This window comes from Furfurilactobacillus sp. WILCCON 0119 (assembly GCF_053471565.1).
Map to the genome: position 1 here is coordinate 54,835 of NZ_JBPCCV010000002.1, position 20,396 is coordinate 75,230.

At 49.0% G+C, this 20,396-nt stretch carries 17 protein-coding genes and 1 other annotated feature; all 17 genes read right to left on the bottom strand.

Annotated features, from left to right (window positions below):
* Positions 1 to 4: 4 nt before the first annotated feature.
* The 17 genes from pgsA to ACRYI5_RS03855 all read right to left on the bottom strand — a co-directional run bounded on the left by pgsA (position 5) and on the right by ACRYI5_RS03855 (position 20,378).
* A complete protein-coding gene (pgsA, locus tag ACRYI5_RS03775; RefSeq protein ID WP_407879771.1) occupies positions 5 to 589 on the bottom strand; it encodes a CDP-diacylglycerol--glycerol-3-phosphate 3-phosphatidyltransferase in 585 nt (194 codons plus the stop codon).
* A gap of 17 nt (positions 590 to 606) precedes the next feature.
* Positions 607 to 1,566 carry a helix-turn-helix domain-containing protein gene (locus tag ACRYI5_RS03780; protein WP_448224343.1) on the bottom strand — a complete coding sequence of 320 codons (960 nt, stop codon included), beginning with the start codon at positions 1,564 to 1,566 and terminating at the stop codon, positions 607 to 609.
* 115 nt (positions 1,567 to 1,681) lie between these two features.
* Positions 1,682 to 2,998: an EF-P 5-aminopentanol modification-associated protein YfmH gene (gene yfmH, locus ACRYI5_RS03785; protein WP_448224344.1), complete on the bottom strand. Its 1,317-nt coding sequence runs from the start codon at positions 2,996 to 2,998 to the stop codon at positions 1,682 to 1,684.
* A gap of 10 nt (positions 2,999 to 3,008) precedes the next feature.
* A complete protein-coding gene (yfmF, locus tag ACRYI5_RS03790) occupies positions 3,009 to 4,271 on the bottom strand; it encodes an EF-P 5-aminopentanol modification-associated protein YfmF (protein WP_448224345.1) in 1,263 nt (420 codons plus the stop codon).
* A 200-nt stretch (positions 4,272 to 4,471) separates the two neighbouring features.
* Positions 4,472 to 5,305 (bottom strand): amino acid ABC transporter substrate-binding protein, encoded by an 834-nt coding sequence (locus ACRYI5_RS03795; RefSeq protein WP_407879813.1) that lies wholly within the window; start codon positions 5,303 to 5,305, stop codon positions 4,472 to 4,474.
* A 22-nt stretch (positions 5,306 to 5,327) separates the two neighbouring features.
* Entirely contained in the window at positions 5,328 to 5,966 is a 639-nt protein-coding gene (locus tag ACRYI5_RS03800) for an amino acid ABC transporter ATP-binding protein (RefSeq protein ID WP_407879778.1), read from the bottom strand.
* An 11-nt stretch (positions 5,967 to 5,977) separates the two neighbouring features.
* Positions 5,978 to 6,625, bottom strand: a complete 648-nt coding sequence (locus ACRYI5_RS03805; RefSeq protein WP_448224346.1) for an amino acid ABC transporter permease — start codon at positions 6,623 to 6,625, stop codon at positions 5,978 to 5,980.
* 78 nt (positions 6,626 to 6,703) lie between these two features.
* Positions 6,704 to 7,053, bottom strand: a binding site (T-box leader).
* Positions 7,054 to 7,108: 55 nt separating this feature from the next.
* Positions 7,109 to 7,639 (bottom strand): rod shape-determining protein MreD, encoded by a 531-nt coding sequence (mreD, locus tag ACRYI5_RS03810; protein ID WP_407879781.1) that lies wholly within the window; start codon positions 7,637 to 7,639, stop codon positions 7,109 to 7,111.
* Positions 7,640 to 7,653: 14 nt separating this feature from the next.
* A complete protein-coding gene (mreC, locus tag ACRYI5_RS03815; RefSeq protein ID WP_407879782.1) occupies positions 7,654 to 8,502 on the bottom strand; it encodes a rod shape-determining protein MreC in 849 nt (282 codons plus the stop codon).
* 160 nt (positions 8,503 to 8,662) lie between these two features.
* Positions 8,663 to 9,676: a rod shape-determining protein gene (locus tag ACRYI5_RS03820; RefSeq protein ID WP_407879783.1), complete on the bottom strand. Its 1,014-nt coding sequence runs from the start codon at positions 9,674 to 9,676 to the stop codon at positions 8,663 to 8,665.
* A gap of 113 nt (positions 9,677 to 9,789) precedes the next feature.
* Positions 9,790 to 10,269 carry a JAB domain-containing protein gene (locus ACRYI5_RS03825; protein ID WP_448224347.1) on the bottom strand — a complete coding sequence of 160 codons (480 nt, stop codon included), beginning with the start codon at positions 10,267 to 10,269 and terminating at the stop codon, positions 9,790 to 9,792.
* A gap of 54 nt (positions 10,270 to 10,323) precedes the next feature.
* Entirely contained in the window at positions 10,324 to 11,649 is a 1,326-nt protein-coding gene (locus tag ACRYI5_RS03830) for a bifunctional folylpolyglutamate synthase/dihydrofolate synthase (protein WP_448224348.1), read from the bottom strand.
* A 146-nt stretch (positions 11,650 to 11,795) separates the two neighbouring features.
* Positions 11,796 to 14,453, bottom strand: coding sequence for a valine--tRNA ligase (locus tag ACRYI5_RS03835; RefSeq protein WP_448224349.1), 2,658 nt, complete (start codon positions 14,451 to 14,453; stop codon positions 11,796 to 11,798).
* 367 nt (positions 14,454 to 14,820) lie between these two features.
* Positions 14,821 to 15,318 (bottom strand): thiol peroxidase, encoded by a 498-nt coding sequence (tpx, locus tag ACRYI5_RS03840; RefSeq protein ID WP_448224350.1) that lies wholly within the window; start codon positions 15,316 to 15,318, stop codon positions 14,821 to 14,823.
* A gap of 162 nt (positions 15,319 to 15,480) precedes the next feature.
* Complete coding sequence (locus ACRYI5_RS03845; protein ID WP_448224553.1) at positions 15,481 to 17,733, bottom strand: glycoside hydrolase family 65 protein; 2,253 nt, start codon at positions 17,731 to 17,733, stop codon at positions 15,481 to 15,483.
* A 30-nt stretch (positions 17,734 to 17,763) separates the two neighbouring features.
* Positions 17,764 to 19,047 carry an SLC45 family MFS transporter gene (locus ACRYI5_RS03850; protein ID WP_448224554.1) on the bottom strand — a complete coding sequence of 428 codons (1,284 nt, stop codon included), beginning with the start codon at positions 19,045 to 19,047 and terminating at the stop codon, positions 17,764 to 17,766.
* Positions 19,048 to 19,415: 368 nt separating this feature from the next.
* Positions 19,416 to 20,378, bottom strand: coding sequence for a LacI family DNA-binding transcriptional regulator (locus tag ACRYI5_RS03855; protein ID WP_407879790.1), 963 nt, complete (start codon positions 20,376 to 20,378; stop codon positions 19,416 to 19,418).
* Between the last annotated feature and the right edge of the window lie 18 nt (positions 20,379 to 20,396).

Here is a 20,396-nt window from a genome sequence, read left to right on the forward strand (position 1 = left end):
TCGGTTATTTAAATCCGTCACTAAAGACACTCCGGTTTTGAACAAAGTAATCAACACCTGAGTAAATGGTGAAGAATAAACAAATGTATAACAGAATCAGGGCCATTGGCACCCCAATGTTATTAAAGAACACATTATTCAACAACAGGAAAATGATGGATAACATTTGGGTCGTGGTCTTGATTTTACCAGGATAAGCAGCCGCCATGACGGTGCCATCGTTTTCAACAATAAGTAACCGCAATCCGGTAATGGCGAGTTCCCGACAGACGATGATGGCAATCACCCATGCAGGTGCCTTGCCCATCTCAACCAAGATGACAAACGCCGTCATGACCAGCATCTTGTCTGCTAACGGATCAGCAAACTTCCCAAAGTTAGTCACAAGGTGTTGCCCCCGTGCGATTCGTCCGTCCAGAAAATCAGTCAGTGACGCCACGATGAAAATAATTGTGGCAATGAGGCTTGTGACCGGAATACTCGTACTTGCCCACACAACTGTCCCCCAGTTAAACGGAACAGCCATAATGATTAAAAAGATTGGAATCAAAATGATTCGAAAGACCGTTAATTTATTCGGTAAATTCACGTTACTGTCCCCCGCCTTTACTTAGTGGTACTTGACGCTGCCTTTAACTGTAACGTCAAGACACCGGTGGTCCCTGTCCCAGTTGTCAAATCAACATTTTTACCGTTGATCTTAACCTTCGATGAAGACCGGTTCCCGTATGAAACGGCAACAGAGGTCGCTGTACTTGGAATCGTCACCGTTTGGTCCTTACCACTGGTCAACGTTCCTTGATAAAGCGAGGTGCCACCAGCAGTAACTGACATCCATGAATCGGCGCCAGCGGCTGCGACCGTCAGTTTACTGTTTGCTGGTGCATTTTCAACGTTATACGTTAAATTTGCGCCGGTCGTTGTGACGCCAACCAATTTTTGCTTACTTGACGACTTGCTTGTTGAACTGCTTGAACTTGACGACGAACTACTTGAGCTCGATGATGAGCTGCTAGAACTTGAACTAGCAGATGAACTCGAACTTGATTGGTGACTGCTACTTGATGACTTCTCTGTAGCCGAGCTCACCTTCACGGAGCTACTGGACACAGCACTATGATTGCTTGACTGACGCCCATTCCGGGCGGCAAAGATCCAAATCGTCCCCAAGATCACGACCACAACCAGTGTCACGATCGCAATTGGCATAATGCCACGAACCCGATCCAACCGGGTATCTGCTTGCTCCAATTTCGCAGCCTTTGGTTCCCGCGTAGTTGGTTGCTCTGCCTCTGCTGCAATGACGTTGGCCGCAGCAGCGTGGGGCAATTGATCGTTGTAGTCCTTCAGTAATTCATCGCCGTTTAAGTCAACAGACTGGGCGTACTGCTTAATGAAGGCCCGAACATAAAAATCGCCTGGTAGTTCATCAAACTTACCATCTTCAATAGCAATTAAATAACGCCGTTGAATCTTGGTGGCTTGCTGGACGTCATCAATGGTTAACCCCTTTGCGTTCCGGGCTTCTTGTAACTTTTGACCGATTGTCGGTGTTTCTTCACTCATAAGATCAAAACTCCATCTTTTCTAGAATATACATTAATCCGTTGCTTTTCAGTATAGCATACGACAGTGGCCCGCGTGGTCATTCACCAACCCGGGCCACATCTTTAAGATAATTTTAGGAAGGTTCATTCCCATCGTCCACTGGCATAATGTCAAAAACACTAATACCATCGGACCGAATCAATGACTTCGCAACGCTTTGAATATCTGTCAGGGTCATCGCTTCCAGGACCTTCGTTTCATCCAGGAGATTAGCATTGTCAAACAGTTTTCCCTCATAAGCGTTCGCAATGGCCTCCACCGAATTTAACATCATGACGTGGTGCCCAATGGCTTCACGTTTAACTAGCTCAAAGTTAGCGGCTGCTGCTTCCCCAGTCACATACTCATCGACATGCTCTAACACATCGATCACTGCTTCGGAAAACTCACTCGGTGCCTTTGTATCACTACTGATGGTTAAGAAATGGAACCCCCGCTCAAGGGAGAAGTCATAGTCAAAACTGTCATCAATAATGCCGTCATCGTACAACTTCAGGTAGGCGGTACTGGTATCCGCAAACAACATGTCGAGTAACAAGGAAGCGGCTAAACTGTACGTTAACCCTGCCCGCCCCGTCGGCACATCATCTAACCCCCGCAGCCCAACAATGGACTTTGGCATGGTCACATCTAGGTGTCGGCTTCGATACGGTAAAATTTCCGTTTCGTCGTGGTTTTCAATGATGGTTCGGTCAATTATCTCAGGCGCACTAAACGTCTTTTTCGCCTGGTTTTTCCGAATGATTTCCATCACAGTCGCCGGGTCGAACGCACCAACAACAAATAAATTCATGTTGCTTGGGTGGTAAAAAGTCGCGTAGCTCTGGTGCAGTTGTTCTGCGGTGATTTTTGAAATGGATTCCTTGGTTCCCGCGATGTCAATGTGAACGGGTTCCGTTGGGTACAAGTTGCCAACGATGCCCATGAACAACTGCCAGCTTGGGTCGTCATCATACATCTGAATTTCTTGCCCAATGATCCCCTTTTCCTTTTCCACCGTTGCTGGTGTAAAGTATGGATCTTGAACAAAATCCAGAAGAACATTTAAATTTTCCGTTAAATGGCGACTGGCCGAAAAAAGGTAGCTTGTTCGTGTGAAGCTTGTAAATGCGTTGGCATCCGCCCCGTATTCACCAAACAAATCGAACGCATCATGATCGGCCTTTTCAAACATCTTATGTTCCAAAAAGTGGGCAACACCGTCCGGAATCGTGATGGCTTCCGTCTCGCCACGTGGGACAAACGTCCGGTCGGTGGACCCAAAATCAGTGGTTAACAGCGCGTACGTTTTATGAAAACCGGCCTTGGGCAGCAACTGAACGAAGAGTCCGTTTGGTAACGTCTCTTCAAACAACGACTCGCCAAGTTCTTGATAATCGTGTTTTTCCACAAGCAGCCTCCTAAGCTTTCAATAAATACGTGGTCGCAAGTGTCGCCAACCGTGCCACCATGGTCACGTCGGCCGGTGTCACCGCATTAATCCCGGCAACCCAGTCATCGACAGAAATCTGGTGCCCAGATAAATCATCCAGTAACCGACTCCCAATTTGGAGGCGCGGTGCATCTTGTGCGGCTTCACGCTGGTTAATTAAGGTCTCTTTGACCTGGTGAAAGCGTTGGTCGCTAAAACGACCATTCGTTAAATCGGCCAGCTGTTCACCGATAATCTTTGTCACGAGGTCCGCCTGTTCCCCATCGATTCCCGTCTGAACCGTCATGGTTTGGTTAAAGAAATTGATGCTAGAACTGGCGTAGTAGGCCAGACTCTGCTTTTCCCGAACGTTTGTAAACAGGAGTGATAACGGTGTTCCACCAAATAACCCGTTAAATACCTGGGCAGAATAGTACAACGCCTGCCCATAATCCACTGGTAGGTAGTACAGTAGATCCAACTTTGCCTGAGCCACTGGTTGGTGTTCGACCTTTGCCGTGACCGTTGTTGGAACCGCCGGCTTATACGTCATGGTGCCGGTAACGTGGTCGCGCGCGGCAAAGTCAAGCTGACGCATGGTTGCGCCGACGATGCCTTCATCAACATCACCAATCACGTAGATCCGAACTTCATCCTCTGCGATCATCCGCTGATACTCTGCATAAACGGACGCCGGTGTTAACGCCGCAACGTCTACCAGTCGCCCGGCACTTGGATATGCAGCCACAACGTCCCCAAAATGAAGTTGTTGTGCTTGCAAGCGGGTGTATAACATCTTGTCTTCACTCACGGCTGTCAACGCTGCTGCAAGGTTTTCTTGTTGCCGAGTAAAGGTCGCCGTGTCAAACTGTGGCTCAGTGGCCTTGGCGTCCAGCAACGGATGATGGATCACCTCATCTAAAAAGGTGACACCGCTATTCAACAGGGCGGGATGCCCCTGTAGATACCGGCCGTTTGGCACCGTTAGGGCGAACTGGAATTGGGCAATGTCGCCGCTTTTGGTCACATTTGTACTAAAGTTTGCGCCATACATGTCACTTAACGCACTAGCAAGCGCCGTCTGCGTTGGGTATGCCGCTGAACTTGTTTCCATTAAATCAGCCAATAATGACCGCGTTGTTAATGTCTCTAACCGCGCTTTGGATGAATAACTAATTAAGATGCTAATGGTTTTAAACTGGGTTGTTGGAATGACGGTCAGGTGAACACCTGTCGTTAACTCTTGTTCCACTTTATGCCGCCTCCCGCATTTTTCTCGATATTCTCATTGATTCATCTTAGCCGAAACGCACGATAAAAACAATCCTCTCCACCATTTCTACGGCCGGATTATTTTGGGTGAAGCTCGCCACTAATCGTCGTTATAACAGCAAACGGACGGTCACATTTTGTGATCGCCCGTTACTTACTTTTTTTCAACATTTGATGAATCTAACGAATTAAGGAGTCCGCATTCGTCCCAAACCACTTCTGATTAATTTTTGCCAACTGGCCATCTTTTGCCAACGCCGTAAACGACGTGTTGATCTTATGACGCAGCGTGACGTCCCCTTTTCGCAACCCCACCGCGTAGTCTTCGCTCGCAAAGTTACCAACGATCGTCCTGTAGGCGGTTGGATCAGCCTCGTGCTTCACGTAGTAACCCGCATACACCTGGTCAATTAAGAGGCCCTGAATTCGGTTCGCATTTAAATCAATAAACGCATCGTTAAACGTGTCGTACTGAACGGGCGCACCCTTAACGTACTGTTTCAGCAATTGTGGTTGCTCGTTAAACAGCGATTGCGCGGACGACCCTGTTTGAAGCCCCAACGTTTTGTCCTTCATCCCGGCAAAACCTGTAATACCTTGTGACCGTTTTGTCACTAACACCTGGCGATTACGTAAGTATGGGTGACTAAATGCCACCTTTGCCTGCCGTTCAGGGGTAATCGTGTATCCGTTCCAAATGGCATCGATCGTCCCGTTACGTAATTCCGTTTCCTTCATTGACCAGTCAATCGTTTGGAAATCAACCTTGATGCCATAGCGGGCAAACACTGCGCGTGCAAGGTCAACGTCATACCCCACCAGCTGACCGTTTTTCTCACGAAAGCCCATTGGGACAAAACTATCATCGACCCCGATCACGATTTTGTGCCGGCGTTCAATGCGCTTCCAGGTATCCGTCGTGTCAGCGCGTTGTGTGACGCTTTGACATCCCGACAAAATGACCATTAGCATGATCAAAAGTAAGCCCGTCACCCACGGCAACGGCCGCCTCATTATTTTTCTCATCCCGTGCCTCCTATGCGTCAAGCGGTTCAACGGTCACGATCTGGTCCGCAATTTGGCGTGCAAACGGCAAATCATGGGTCACCACTAACTGGGTAATTCCTTGTTGCTTCAGGTCAACAATGAGTTCCCCGACTGTATCACGGAGCGTTGGGTCTAACGCAGAGGTTGGTTCGTCATAACAAAGAATCGCCGGTTGCATGGCGAGGGCCCGTGCGATAGCCACCCGTTGCTTTTGCCCACCGGATAACTGAAACGGATATTGATCAGCCAACTTGGTCAGGCCAAGCGACGCCATTAAATCGGTAACGGCTGCCTTGGCGTCCGCTTTCGTCCGCCCAGTCACCACCTCGGGAGCCAACATCACATTTTGAGCCACGCTCAGATTGGGGAATAAATTAAAGTCTTGGAAGACAACCCCAATTTTTCGTTCGTGACCACGATCCGTGGCGGGATCAAACGGCTGACCGTTCAGTAAAAACGTCCCCGAATCTGGCGTCTCTAACCCTGCGATACACCGCAATAATGTCGTTTTACCGGCCCCAGATGGACCAACAATGCTGACAATTTCACCATCCGGAATGGTTAACGAAAAGTCGGTTAAGATTTGCCGATTTTCAAAACGTTTATTCAACTTCACTAATTCCAACATTTTGGGACCTCCTAGCGGTAGTAACTGTAGTGTTTTTCCAACGCCCGGAGTCCGTAGGTGCAGACCAGCGTCAGTAATAAGTAAATGATCCCCACTAAAATCAGTGGTACAAGGGTCACGTCACGTGCAGACGCAACGTTTCCGGCCCGAAGTAAATCGCCCAACCCAATCACATAAACCAGTGAGGAATCCTTAACCAGGTTGATAACTTCATTCCCAACGGCCGGAATCACTGACTTAACCACCTGGGGCAAAACGATGCGTCGCAACGTTTGTCCGTAGGTTAACCCCAGCACCTTGGCCCCTTCATACTGACCGGGCGCAATGCCAGCAAACCCGCCCCGAAAAATTTCTGAAAAGTACGCGGCGTAGTTCAGAATGAACGCGAGTAAAGCGGCCGGATACCGTGCAAACACGATGTGAATGTCTGGTAAACCGTAAAAGATAAAAATCAATTGCAACAGTAACGGTGTGCCCCGCATCAGCCACACATAAAAGTTTAGGGCCAACCGGACAAGTCGCCACCGCGATCTCAATCCCACACTCACCAACATCCCCAACGGAATGGCCCCAATTAATGTCCAAATAAAAATCTTTAACGTCATCCCGGCACCACTAAGCAGTGACGGTAAAATTTGCATTACATATGATAATGACATGGCGCTTCCTCCACATAGCTGATTAATAATTGCAATTAAAAAAGTCCTCCAACCGCTTCAGAATCTTCTGAAAAACGGTTAGAGGACGTTGGTTAACGCGGTGCCACCTCATTTTATTGCCGCTTCACAACGACAAACTCATGGAGTTAATTGATAAAAAAAACGCCCTCCTTGGTCATCAGACCAAAGAGGGCGTTTTCCGCGGTACCACCTCATGAACCCAATCATCTCACAATGACTGGCTTAGCGAGTTATCAATTAACTCCGTGGGATAACGGACCGCTCCGATCTCGCTTACTGTTAACCTACGTTAAGCACTCGGCGAGATGACTCACAGATGTGGTTCGGTCGATTGCTTGGTGATCATCTCAGCAGCGATCACTTTCTGGACAAGCTAACTAACCTACTCTTCTGTTCAATGTCATTTGTTCGTATTTGAAAAGTTGTCAATACTATAAATGTCTTTTGTCTGGCTGTCAAGCATTACCGTGAACTTTGCCGGCGAAGGTACAACTGCCGAAGCGGCAGGTAAAAGATCAACACCATAATTTCGTTGAACGCTAACGTTGGTGCTAACGCGACCACCAAGAAATCAGCAAGTGACGCTGACGTCACCCCAATGATTTGAAAGGCAATCCAGCTTAAAAGTGATTGTAATGCAAAACCCAAAAAGCAGACCAGTAATGTTGCAAATAGATTGACGGGGAGGTAACGCCGGAGCGTTTTTGCAAGCCACACAATGACTGGAAAAATAAAAACATAAATTCCCCAGTAACCCATGTAAAAAATGTCAAAGATAATTCCTGCCACCACTGCAAACCAGTAAGTAGGCATGTGAATGTCATCCTCAAAGAAGGCCGCTGCCATCAACCAGAGTGCTGTAAATTCCGGCACCATACTGGTGGAATGACGAAACAACTGGTTTGCCATTTGTTGGCTGACCGCCCCATCTAAAAAGACACACACAAACAGTCCAATGATAAAGTACCACCGGAGACGTGCAACCTGACGCATTTTCTCACCCTCCGTTAGTTCTTTGCAGCAACTGTTACGACGTTAAGACTACCCAACGTCCCAGCTGGCTTAATGTAGATCTTGTTAGCCAGACCGTAATCATCAGAGCGTGTTTGGGCAACGGTCCCAACGAAGAGCCCCTTTGGCGTAATCCCACCAAGACCACTCGTTGAAACCTTGTCACCGGCATTTAACTTGGTCTTTGATGAGATCTGGGTCATTTCAAGCAGGTTTTTATCACGGTTATACCCGGACAACACCCCGTTGACTGTTTCCCCGTTCTTATTTGTAATCTGGATGGCAAACCGGTTAGCTGAGTCACTGTCATCAGAAAGAAGCTCAACCTTACTGTTCGTCTGGTTGACTTCGGAAACCCGTCCGATGAGGCCCTTGCCGGCCACAACTGGCATGTTCTTCTTAATACCGCTCGACTTCCCCTTACCGATCACCAGCTGGTCCTGCCATGACGATGGTGTCCGGGCAATCACGTTTGCTGTGATGGTGTCGTAATCAGTCAAACTGTCGCTCAGCTTTGCATCCGCCCGCAGCTCCTTATTTTCTTGCCGTGCTGCTTGCAGTTGCACCTTATCCTGTGCCATTTGATCGACTTGCTGCTTTAACTTTTGGTTTTCATCATACGTACTCAACAATTGCGAAATGGCGTTGATCCCTGACCCAACGCCACCAGCTGGCACGCTGATGATCCGGTCCGTTAACCCTGCGACGTCATTGCCAAACTGCTGAATCACTGGCGGTGTGTTTCGTCGATCACGAACCACCACGGACAGTGTCATTAATCCCAGACAGACAATAATTCCGACTGCAACAATCACTAATCGTCTGGTTGAAAAGAATTTGTGCATGCCTTACCTCCACGTGTGCCAAATAAAAAGTGTGGTCCAAAATTGCCAGCCCAATCGTCATCCGTTCACAACTAGCTGGCATCGGTGCAGGTTTACAAAAACAGTCATTCCGTTTATAAACCCTAACCAAAGCTTTTGTCCCACACTGTTCTATTTGTTATTAACGATTGTTCCGACGCTTCATGACTTCGATGCTCTTCAATGATTCGCCAGTTCCGATGGCAACACAGTCCAACGGTTCATTTGCGATAAAGACCGGAACCTTTGTTGCATCAGAGATAACGTCTGGCAGGTTCTTTAAGAGCGCCCCACCACCCGTTAAAACGATTCCGTGATCAATCACATCAGCAGCAATTTCTGGTGACGTTTCTTCTAACGTCTCCTTGATGGCGGCAATGATCTCGTCAACCGTGTCATGAATGGCAATGGCAACATCTTCAGCCGTCACTTCAATGGTCTTTGGCAACCCAGAAATCAGGTCTCGCCCACGAACAGACGCGCCGTCCATGTCAGCAGCAGCTTCAACGGAAGCTGACCCAATTTCAATCTTGAGGTTCTCGGCGGTCGTCTCCCCAATTAACAGGTTGTACTTTTGCCGAACAAACGCCACGATGGATTCATCCAACTTATCACCGGCCATCCGGATAGAACGGCTTGAAACGATTCCACCAAGAGAAATCGTGGCAACGTCTGTGGTTCCACCACCAATATCAACAACCATGCTCCCGGTTGGATCCATTACGGGAAGCCCTGCACCAATGGCAGCAGAAAATGGTTCTTCGATCACGTACGCATCACGTGCCCCGGCAACCCGGGTCGCGTCAATCACGGCACGCTTTTCAACTTCTGTAATGCCACTTGGAACACACACCATGATGTACGGCTTTTCGGTCGTCCTACCCAGGGCCTTTTGAATGTAGTACTTCATCATGGCCACCGTTGTATCATAATCTGCAATAACCCCATTTTTCATTGGTCGAATAGCTGAAATGCTACCCGGGGTCCGACCAAGCATTTTACGCGCTTCTTGTCCAACGGCCACGACGTCACCCGTGCTCGTATTCCGAGCAACAACGGATGGTTCACGCAACACAATTCCCTTACCATCAATGTAAACGAGTGTGTTGGCCGTGCCCAAGTCGATGCCGATGTTTTTTTGTCCTAATCCAAACACTGTACTTCTTCCCTTCAAAAGACCTATGGGCCAAATCATATCGAGAGAAGTATACCATAGAAAAAACAGTGAAAACAGCTCGTTTCCACTGTTAAAGATATTTTTATGCTTCCTTAAACATCGGGATTGTGTGGCACCGGTTGTAAGGCGTTATCCACCGTCAATCCGTGAAACAGATCATGCTCACCAAAGCTAAAGTAACTGTGCCGACCGACGATGAAACAGTCAAGCAGGTCAATTCCCAATAATTGCCCGCCGAGCCACAGCCGTTGACCAAACATTTCGTCGCTGGACGATGGGCTGGCGATGCCACTGGGGTGATTGTGAGCCACAATAATTCGGGCAGCGTTGGCTAAAATGGCGTAGTAAAACACATCTCGTGGGTGCGCGATACATGCGTCAACCGTTCCCCGAAAGATCTCTCGTCGGGCCACGACCTGATTTTTAACGTTCAGTGACAACAACAATAACGTTTCTTGCCGCGTGTGACTCAGCTCATCACTCAAGTTTATCCCAACCAACCGACTTGACCCGGCCTGATCCCCCACGGAAAGGCGGTGCGGGACTGGTGCTAAATTAATCTGCTTGCCCATGCGTTGTAACCTCCGTTTACTGGCGTTACAGAAACATACGGCAATGGCTCGCCATTATTTTTCAGAATCTGGCGCGTCTTTAAATAAATGACGAACGTCACTAATAAAGTACAGGGAACCAGTAATAATCAAAACATCGTCAGCGGACAAGTTTCCTGCCGTTTCAGCCAACGCTACCTGCCAGTCTGTGTACTTTGGCACCGTCGTGGGCAAGTCCTGCGCCAATTCATCAAGGTTCGCCACCTCACGCGCACCCGGTCCAGTAAACTGTGTCAGCACCAGCTGGACGTTTGGGAGCTTTGCCAGGGTCGCCACCATTTGTGAATACGCTTTGTCTGCCAGCGCCGCAAAAATTATGGTCACCTGTTGCTGGGCAAAATGGGTCTTGATCAGTTGCGCGAGTTCCACAACGGCTGGTTCATTATGGGCGCCATCAATCACCACCAACGGCTGCTCATTAACGGGTTCAAATCGTCCCGCCCAAACGGCAGCCGCTAACCCACTGCGAATCGTCGCACCACTAATGGGGAGGCTTTCTTGCTGGTGATACATCAGGTAGGCAGCCAGTGCCGTCGCCGCATTGTCCACCTGGTAACGACCAAGCATGCTGATCGTTAGTTTACTCAGATGTTGGTCAAACCCGGTAAAGTCGAAGCGTTCATGCCATCCCGTTGCCGTTGATGGTTTCACGTGATAGTCCCGGTCAAGTGCCAGCCATGGCGTTCCAACGGCCGTCGTCACTTCATCCAAGACACGGTTCGCGCCGTCATCGTTAATTCGCCCCGTTATCAACGGCACTCCGGGTTTTGCGATCCCCGCTTTTTGCCAGGCAATCTTTTCCACCGTGTCACCCAACATTTTCATGTGGTCCATGCCGATGGTCGTAATGATCGACAATAACGGTGTGATGACATTGGTTGAGTCGAACCGCCCACCAAGACCGGCCTCCACCAACACAATGTCCGCATGTCCTTCTGCAAAGTACAACAGCATCATGGCCGTTAGGGTTTCAAATTCTGTGGGACCACCCTCTGGCAATTCATCATCCAAAACAGCTTCAACTTCGGCGACTTGTTGAACGAGCCGCAAGATGGTGTCATCGTCCACCGGGGTTCCGTTGACACTGATCCGTTCGTTAAACCGGACCAAAAATGGTGACGTAAAGCTCCCCACCGTTAGGCCATCGGCTTCCAGCAACGACCGAAGAAACGCCAACGTGGACCCCTTTCCGTTAGTTCCGGCGATGTGGATCATTTTCACGTTGGTTTCTGGGTGCCCAAGCCGATCGAGCAAGAGCATCATTCGTGATAACGTCGGTTGCTTCTTAAATTTTGACCGACTGTGGACATAGGCCACGGCTGCTTCATATGTTTCAATCAACTTCATCAACCCCTTACCGTTCCAATTAATGTTCAATGCGTTTATCATACCACGTTGGTTTTGCCCAAGCCGGTGTTGGAACCTAAAAAAACTGATCACCCGCACTCGGGTAATCAGTCTTTTGTGATGCATTTATGCCACTAAGCTTAACGGTTCGCCTTAACTTCAGCTAACCGACTGGTTGCAGCAGCCAACTTTTGTTGCCAATCTGCTTGCTTAGCCCGTTCTTCGTCAACCACCGCTTCCGGTGCATTCGCGACAAAACGTTCATTCCCCAGTTTCTTTTCGGAGCGGTCAACTTCGTTTTGCAAGCTTGCCACTTCTTTTTCTAACCGAGCGATTTCATCATCAAGGTTGATCAATTCTGCTAACGGAATGTACACCTCTGCGTCAGAAATGATTGCTGACATGGACAATTGTGGTGCAGTCACGTCTGCGCCAATTTCCAACCGACTTTGGTGACAGAAACGGTCAATGAATTCCTGATTTGCTTCAAACAAGTCCGTCAGTGCAACACTGTTTGTCTTGATCAGCAGTTCAACGGCACTACTCATTGGTGCGTTTGCTTCGTTTCGAATGTTCCGTACGGCCGTGATCAACTCGATCAGGTGATCCATGTCCGTTTCGGCTTGGTCATCATTAAAGTCAGCGTGCACTTCTGGGTAGGCAGCAACCATGACGGATTCCCCATCATGCGGCATGTCCTGCCAAAGTTCTTCCGTCACAAACGGCATGATTGGGTGCATCAACCGCAACGTCTGGTCCAGCACGTAACCCAGAATGTTTTGGGTGGCGGCCTTTGCGTCTGCGTCGTCGCCGTTCAGCACTTCCTTGGTCATTTCGATGTACCAATCACAGAAGTCATTCCAAATGAAGTTGTACAAGGCCCGGCCCACTTCACCAAATTCAAACTTATCAAACAGCCGGTGAACATCAGCCGTAACCTTGTTCAAACGGTTTAAGATCCACCGGTCGGCCAAGTTCCACTGGTCCTTTGGTGGTAACACGGGTTTATCCATGTCACCTAGGTTCATGATGACGTAGCGACTGGCGTTCCAGAGCTTGTTGATAAAGTTCCAACCGGCGTCCAGTTTTGCAGAATCATACCGAACGTCCTGGCCAGGCGTCGACCCAGTTGCCAAGAACCAGCGCATGGCGTCGACCCCGTACTGGTCGATCACGTCCATTGGGTCGATCCCGTTTCCAAGGGACTTACTCATCTTTCGGCCCTGTGAATCACGCATCAGCCCGTGCATCAGCACGTTTTTAAACGGCCGGCGTCCGGTAAATTCAACGGACTGGAACATCATCCGGGAAACCCAGAAGAAAATGATGTCGTAACCGGTAACCAGGTCATCCGTTGGGAAGTAGCGTTCAAAGTCAGCGCTATCCTCGTTTGGCCAGCCCATGGTCGTCATTGGCCACAACGCAGAACTAAACCACGTGTCCAACACATCTGGATCTTGTTCCCAGTTGTCAGCATCGGCCGGTGCGTCCATACCAACGTAAGTTTCGCCCGTCGTCTTGTTGTACCACGCTGGGATTCGGTGACCCCACCACAACTGCCGTGAGATAACCCAGTCATGGACGTTTTCCATCCACTGTTCATAGGTATCCTCAAACCGTGATGGCCAGAACGTCACCTTGTCGTCCGTCTTTTGGTGAGCCAGTGCCTGTTCGGCCATTGGCTTCATCTTCACGAACCACTGGGTGGACAGCCGAGCTTCCACTTGAACCCCGGTCCGTTCGGAGTGCCCAACCGAGTGCGTTATTGGTTCGATGTTGATCATCCAGTCGCCCGCTTCAAGGTCAGCCACAATTGCCTTCCGAGCGTCAAACCGGTCCATGCCGTTGTACTTACCGGCATTTTCATTCATGGAGGCATCATCGTTCATCGTGTTAATGCGTTCCAGGTCGTGGCGGTTCCCAACCAAGAAGTCGTTAGGATCGTGCGCCGGCGTAATTTTAACCATTCCGGTCCCAAACTCAGGATCAACGTATTCATCCGCAATGATCGGAATTTCCCGGTCAACCAACGGTACCCTGATGTGTTTGCCCACTAACGCCTTGTAGCGCTCGTCACTTGGGTGAACCGCAACAGCCACGTCACCAAACATTGTTTCTGGCCGGGTTGTTGCGATTTCAATGTAGTCGCGGCCTTCATACGTTGTGCCATCCGTAAACGGATACTTCACGTGGTAAAAGGCGCCTTCGTCGTCCTGGTGCAACACTTCAATGTCAGACAAGGCCGTTCGTGCTTGTGGGTCCCAGTTAATGATGTATTCGCCGCGGTAGATCAAGCCCTTGTTGTACATTTCGACAAAGACTTTCCGCACGGCTTCAGAAAGACCGTCATCTAACGTGAACCGTTCGCGACTGTAATCCATTGACAGCCCTAACTTCGCCCACTGCTTGTGGATGGTGTTTGCGTACTCATCTTTCCAGTCCCAAACCTGTTGAATGAACTTTTCGCGACCAAGATCGTAACGGGTGATTCCCTGTTCACGGAGCCGCGCTTCAACCTTCGCCTGGGTGGCGATCCCTGCGTGGTCCATTCCTGGAACCCACACAGTGTCGTACCCTTCCATCCGCTTATAACGGACCAACATATCTTGCAATGCGGTGTCCCACGCGTGGCCTAAATGAAGTTTCCCGGTCACGTTTGGTGGCGGTAACACAATGGAGTAAGGTTTGGCTTTCTTGTCGCCTGAGGGCTTAAACAGCCCGGCGTCGAGCCACTTTTCATAACGGCCGTCTTCGACCATGTGTGAATCATATTTGGTTGGTAAATCTTTGGTTGTCATGGCAATGATCCTTTCTTTACGGCGGCATGGCCACCAATTGATAATCGATTAAGTCCTGAAACAGAAAAATCGTCCTAATTTCATAACGAAATTAGGACGATTACTCGCGGTACCACCTAAATTGGGTGTTGCCACCCCACTCAAGCACACTTAACGCGTGTGGGTCGGTCCCGCTTACTACGAATCAAATGACTCATGTTCAGCGACACAGCAAACAAGGTACTTTCGCCGTCCCGGTCACCACTGACTCACATCACCCGTCAGCTTGCTGAAGGTGCCCGCGCGCTACTCTCTTGTTTTTAGCAATTCATAATTCTGTCTGTTTCAGTGTTATTAATGATAGGCTGTCGCCACCCCATCGTCAAGCTTAATTATTAAATTGCCCCAGTGCATCAAGGGCAGCCAGATAATCTGGTTCCCGGTGGAGATCTTGGACAACCTGGCGATAGACGGCCTGACCGTCGGCAGTAAAGACGTAAACGGCCCGTGCCAACACGTCAAGGTCTGGAATCAATAGGTTTGTTGCATAACCAAAGGATTGTTCCTGGTCTGACAGAACCGTTAAGTTCACCACACCTTCGGCAGCACACCAGTTTTGTTGCTCCTGTGGTGTGTTCATTGAAATCGTCACAAAACGCACATTTTTATGATGATCCGCCTGCTGATTAAACTTTTTCGTTTGCAGTGAGCAAACCGGCGTATTTAAATCCGGTACGACACTGATCACCAACGGTTTGCCCAGTAATTCAGCCATTTTGACCTTATTACCATCCGCATCAAAGACCTTAAAATGGGGTAGTGCTTCACCAACAGCTAATGGCTCACCAACAAGTTGAACATTATTACCATCTGCAACGATTTCCACGAGGACCACTCCTTAATTCAATTTAAAATTTAGGCATATTCATTTAACACCGCCTAATTGTGGTTAATTCTAACCCATTTAGACATGATGTAAAACCAAAATGACCTCATCAAAATGCTTTGTTAAGAAAATCGCCAACCGCACATGGCGCTGAACGCATCATTAGATGGTTTGCTCTTGACCATTAAGGATGACGGTCAGCGGTTCACCACTGATTCGGCTAACCGTGGCCCCATTTTGATCCACGTGAACTTCAATTAAGCGGCCCCGGAATAACTGCCGGAACTGGTAACTAGTCCATTTCTTCGGTAAGAACGGTGTGAAGTGCAGCTGATCATCATGGACCCGCATGCCGGCAAACCCTTGAACAATGGCTAACCAACTCCCGGTCATCGAGGTAATGTGTAGCCCATCGTCAGTATCATTATTGTAATTATCAAGGTCTAACCGTGACGTCCGTTCATACATTTCCACAGCCTTATCCTCATAATGAAGATCAGCCGCCAAAATGGAATGGATCGCCGCTGACAAGCTTGATTCATGGACCGTTAGTGGTTCGTAGAAGTCAAAGTTGGCCTTCTTTTCGGCCGGGGTAAAATCGTCAATGAAATCCCAGACCCCTTGCAAGACATCCCCTTGCTTAATGTATGGAGACCGCAAAATTTTATCCCATGACCAGTGCTGATTGATTGGTAATTGATCTGCCGGAATCGCACTGACGGGTTTAATGTCCTTATCCAAGAACCCATCATGTTGAACGAAAATGCCTAATTCATCGTCTGATGGCAAGTACATTTTGTCCACGATTTTTTGCCATTGTGCCTGTTCGGCCGGTGTTACGTTAACCTTAGCCGCTTGCGTTTCATCAAGTTGAGCCAAAATTGACAATGTGTAACGCAAGGTCCACTGGGCCAAGTAGTTGGTGTACCAGTTATTATCAACATTATTTTCATATTCATCAGGACCGGTCACCCCATGAATCATGTACTGCTGGTGCCGTTCTGAAAAGTGAACCCGGTCTGCCCAGAAGCGTGAAATCCCAACCAGTACTTCACTTCCTTCATGTAGAACGTAACTCGTGTCACCCGTGTAACGGGTGTAGTTATAAATCGCAAACGCAATGTCGCCATCACGATGAATTTCTTCAAACGTAATTTCCCATTCGTTATGTGACTCGATCCCGTCAAACGTCACCATCGGGTACAAGGCACCAGCCAGTCCCTGCATCTTGGCGTTGTGGTAAGCACCGTCAAGTTGTTGGTACCGGTACATTAAGAGGTTACGTGTTACCTGTGGATCCGTAACACCAAGGTACACTGGAACTGCAAAGGCCTCTGTGTCCCAGTAAGTCGCACCACCGTACTTTTCACCAGTAAAGCCCTTTGGTCCGATGTTTAACCGCGAATCGTCACCATAGTAGGTTGAAAACAGTTGGAAGAGGTTAAAGCGAATCCCCTGTTGGGCCGCCAGATCGCCGTCAATCTGCACATCACTATTTTCCCAGCGGTCTGTCCAAATGGCAGCATGATCAGCCAATAGGTCTTCGAAACGACGCTTAGAAACCTGGTCCATTAACGTCTGAAGGGCTGCCGATAACGCTACCTGATCAGAGTAATCACGGGATGAAACCACCACCACCCGTTTAGTAAAGGACGTCTCACTTCCAGCGGCAAGGCTTCCGCTAACCGTCGTTGTTGCCGTCAGGTCAGTGGTTGAAGCAGTCGCTGAATCCGTCAAGTCAGTGGTGTTGACCATGCCCATTCCGACCATGAACCGTGGCGTTCCAAACGGATTTTCCTTGGTCATCGAAATAAGTGTGCCCTGATTGCCGGTTGCCTTCTTTTCAAGCACATTCCAGAAGCGCTCGTCGTAATTTGCATCCTCATTTTGAACATCTGCATCAAGTTCAGAGGTCACCTTTAGATCAACCGCCGTTGCCCCGACGTTTTTCGCTGTGACCCTGATAACGGCCAGCTCTTTTTGTGCAGCACTGATAAACCGTTCGAACGTCAACGCAACCGTGGCGTCGCCTTTGGTCACCGTAAACGACCGGGTTAAGACTGCCCGTTTCATATCAAGGTTCAATTCAAAATCACGAATTTGATCAGTGGCTAAATCAACGGGCGCACCGTTGATCATGATGTTCATTTTGATGAAGTTCGTTGCGTTAATGACCTTCCCAAAGTACTCGGGATACCCATTTTTCCACCAACCAACCCGCGTCTTGTCGGGGAACCACACGCCCCCAATGTACGTGCCGGGGAGTGTGTCACCACTGTAATTTTCTTCAAAGAATCCCCGAAGGCCCATGTTGCCGTTTCCTAAACTTGTCATGGACTCCTGAAGCCGTTTATCGGTGGGATTAAATTCATGTGTGACCACGTTCCATGGTTCAATTTCAAACGTTTGTTTCATCATCTTTTCCTTTCACTCGTCGTCATTAACTTATTCAGCGTACGTTTCGTGCACGATCCCAACGGAGCAAGCGCCCAGAAGAAGTAAGATTCCTGATAGCAAAATCATTACTGGCATGGATGAACCCAGCAGTGGGAACAAGCCAAAACTCAATAAACTGGCAACAATTTGTGGTAAACAGATGGACCCATTGAACAAGCCTAAGTAAGTCCCCATGTTGGCGCCAGAAAGCGCGTTCGTCAAAATGGTGAATGGGAAGGCCATCATGGAAGCCCAGGCGATTCCGATCAGAATAAAGGAAATGATCAGTAACCACCGGTCATGAATGAAGAAGACGGAACCAAAACCAACGGCTCCTAAAGCTAACCCAATTGAGTACGCCTGTTTATGCAAGTTGTTTGGGACCCGTGCAATAACCAGTGACCACACAACGGCGGCCAGTGATTGAACAGCTGACATTACCCCAAACCAGTTACCAGCTGCTTGATACCCTGCGCTGGCAGGATCAACCGCCTGCCACACGTTTTTCGCAATGGCCCCAGTGCCGTATGTCCATAAGTATTGGAATCCCATCCAGCAGAAGAATTGAACCACTGTGACCGTCCAAAAGACTTTTGGTGCCTTCGCCAACAACTTAAACATGTTACCGCTTTGCTTGTTCGCGTCAACATCAATGTTGTGGTAGCGGGCGTACGTTGCTGGATCGTATTCCTTGACACGGAAAACAGTAAAGAGACTGCAGACAATTAAGATAACCGCCCCAACGTAGAACGAAACAACAACGGATTGAGGGACAACCCCCTTCTTAGCGGTGTTCGCAACCCCAATGGCTGTTAACAAAAATGGGAAGATGGAGGCCAGAACTGCCCCGGTGTTTGATAAGAAACTTTGAACCCCGTAAGCGAACCCCTTTTGGTCATCATTCACCATGTCGCCGACCATCATCTTAAACGGTTGCATTGCGACGTTACTAGATAGATCCATAAACAGAATCGTGATTGCACCAAACCACAGTGCGGCTAGTGACTCGTATCCGAACCCGAAACTACCAGCGTTCGGCAGCAAGCACATAACGATCACAGCCACAACCGCCCCAATCAAGAGGTACGGAATCCGGCGGCCATACCGTTTTGACCAAGTCCGGTCAGAAAAGTACCCCACTAATGGTTGAACGACTAAGCCGGCTAACGGGGGTAAAATGAAGAACGCCCCGAGCTTTGTTGGATCCGCGCCAATCGTTTGAAAAATCCGCCCCATGTTTGAACTTTGCAGTGAAAACGCCATTTGAACCCCAAGAAAACCAAAACTAATCATCCAAATAACGCTAGCAGGTAACGTTGGCAACTTGTGCTTTGCCTGTTCCTGTGGTTTCGTAGCGGTCGTTGCCGCTGGTGATCCGTTGTCTTCTGACATCTTTGTCTCCTCCAACTACTTCCGATAACAATAATAGCAAACAAACAGAATGATCATTCACGCTTAAGCATCTCCTATTATGTAACCGCTTACACAAAAATGCAACCGTTTGCGCAACTTTTCTTTCCCCGTTATTTTGTCATTAACACCTCAATACCATTCCCACCAGCTCTTTAGCGGAACAAAAAAAGTGTTTGTCTTTCCAAAATAATTTTGGAAAGACAAACACTTTTATTTAAACAAATGGCCTGAAGACCATGCGGATAGTTTTAATTCAACGTTTCAAACGGCACGATCAGGCGATTTTCCTCACCGACCGTGGTGGTGTGGTGACGAAAGACCAGCTCAGCCGCCGCCGCACCCAACCGTTCTGGGTAGAGATCAATTGAGTGAAACATCACGTTTGGAAGCGACAGCGCCACCGACCGGTTGTAACTCACAACCGGTAACTGATCATGTGGATGAAGCTGTTGCCACTGCTGATAAAAAGCGAGGCCAATCAAATCATCACTGGCAAGGATGCCGTCAATTTGATCATGCTCACTCAACCAGTCGGCTAACGCTGCGTGGGGTAACTGCACTTGTAACGTTGGAACCCCCCGTTTGACCGCGACGCCCATGAACCCGCGACGGCGGTTTTGTTCATATGGCCAGTCAGCCACGGACCCAACAAACACCGGGCGGTTGACGTGCAACCGATCAATAAGGTAAGACGCCCCGGCTGCTCCGGCCGCAACGTTATCATTATCGACATAATCATCCGCGTGGGCTGCGCTTGGTTGCCCAATAATGACAAACCGAAGCCCGGCCTGCCGGAGATAATCTGCCACCGGATCATCCTCATGGGCATACAGCAGGATAAACCGTTTGACCTTCGCCTGATCGACCATGGCCACGACGTTTGCTAACACATCGTCGCTCTCCTGGCCGATAGCAACGGATAACACGTAATGGCGACTCATCAACACGGTGTTGATACCCCGCATTGCGTCAATAAAGAACGGGTTCTCTTGGTCGCTCGCCGCGTTTGGAGGAAACACAACCCCCACCACATTGGCCTCACCGCGGGTCAAACTTTTCGCGTTATAGTTGGGCACGTACCCCAGCCGTGACGCTAAGGACTGAATCTTCCGGCGGGTTGCCATTGAAATGCGCGGATTATCGTTTAAGGCTCGGGACGCCGTTGAAACAGAGACGCCGGCCTGTTCCGCAATATCACGGATTGTTATCATGTTTCCACCTGACTTATG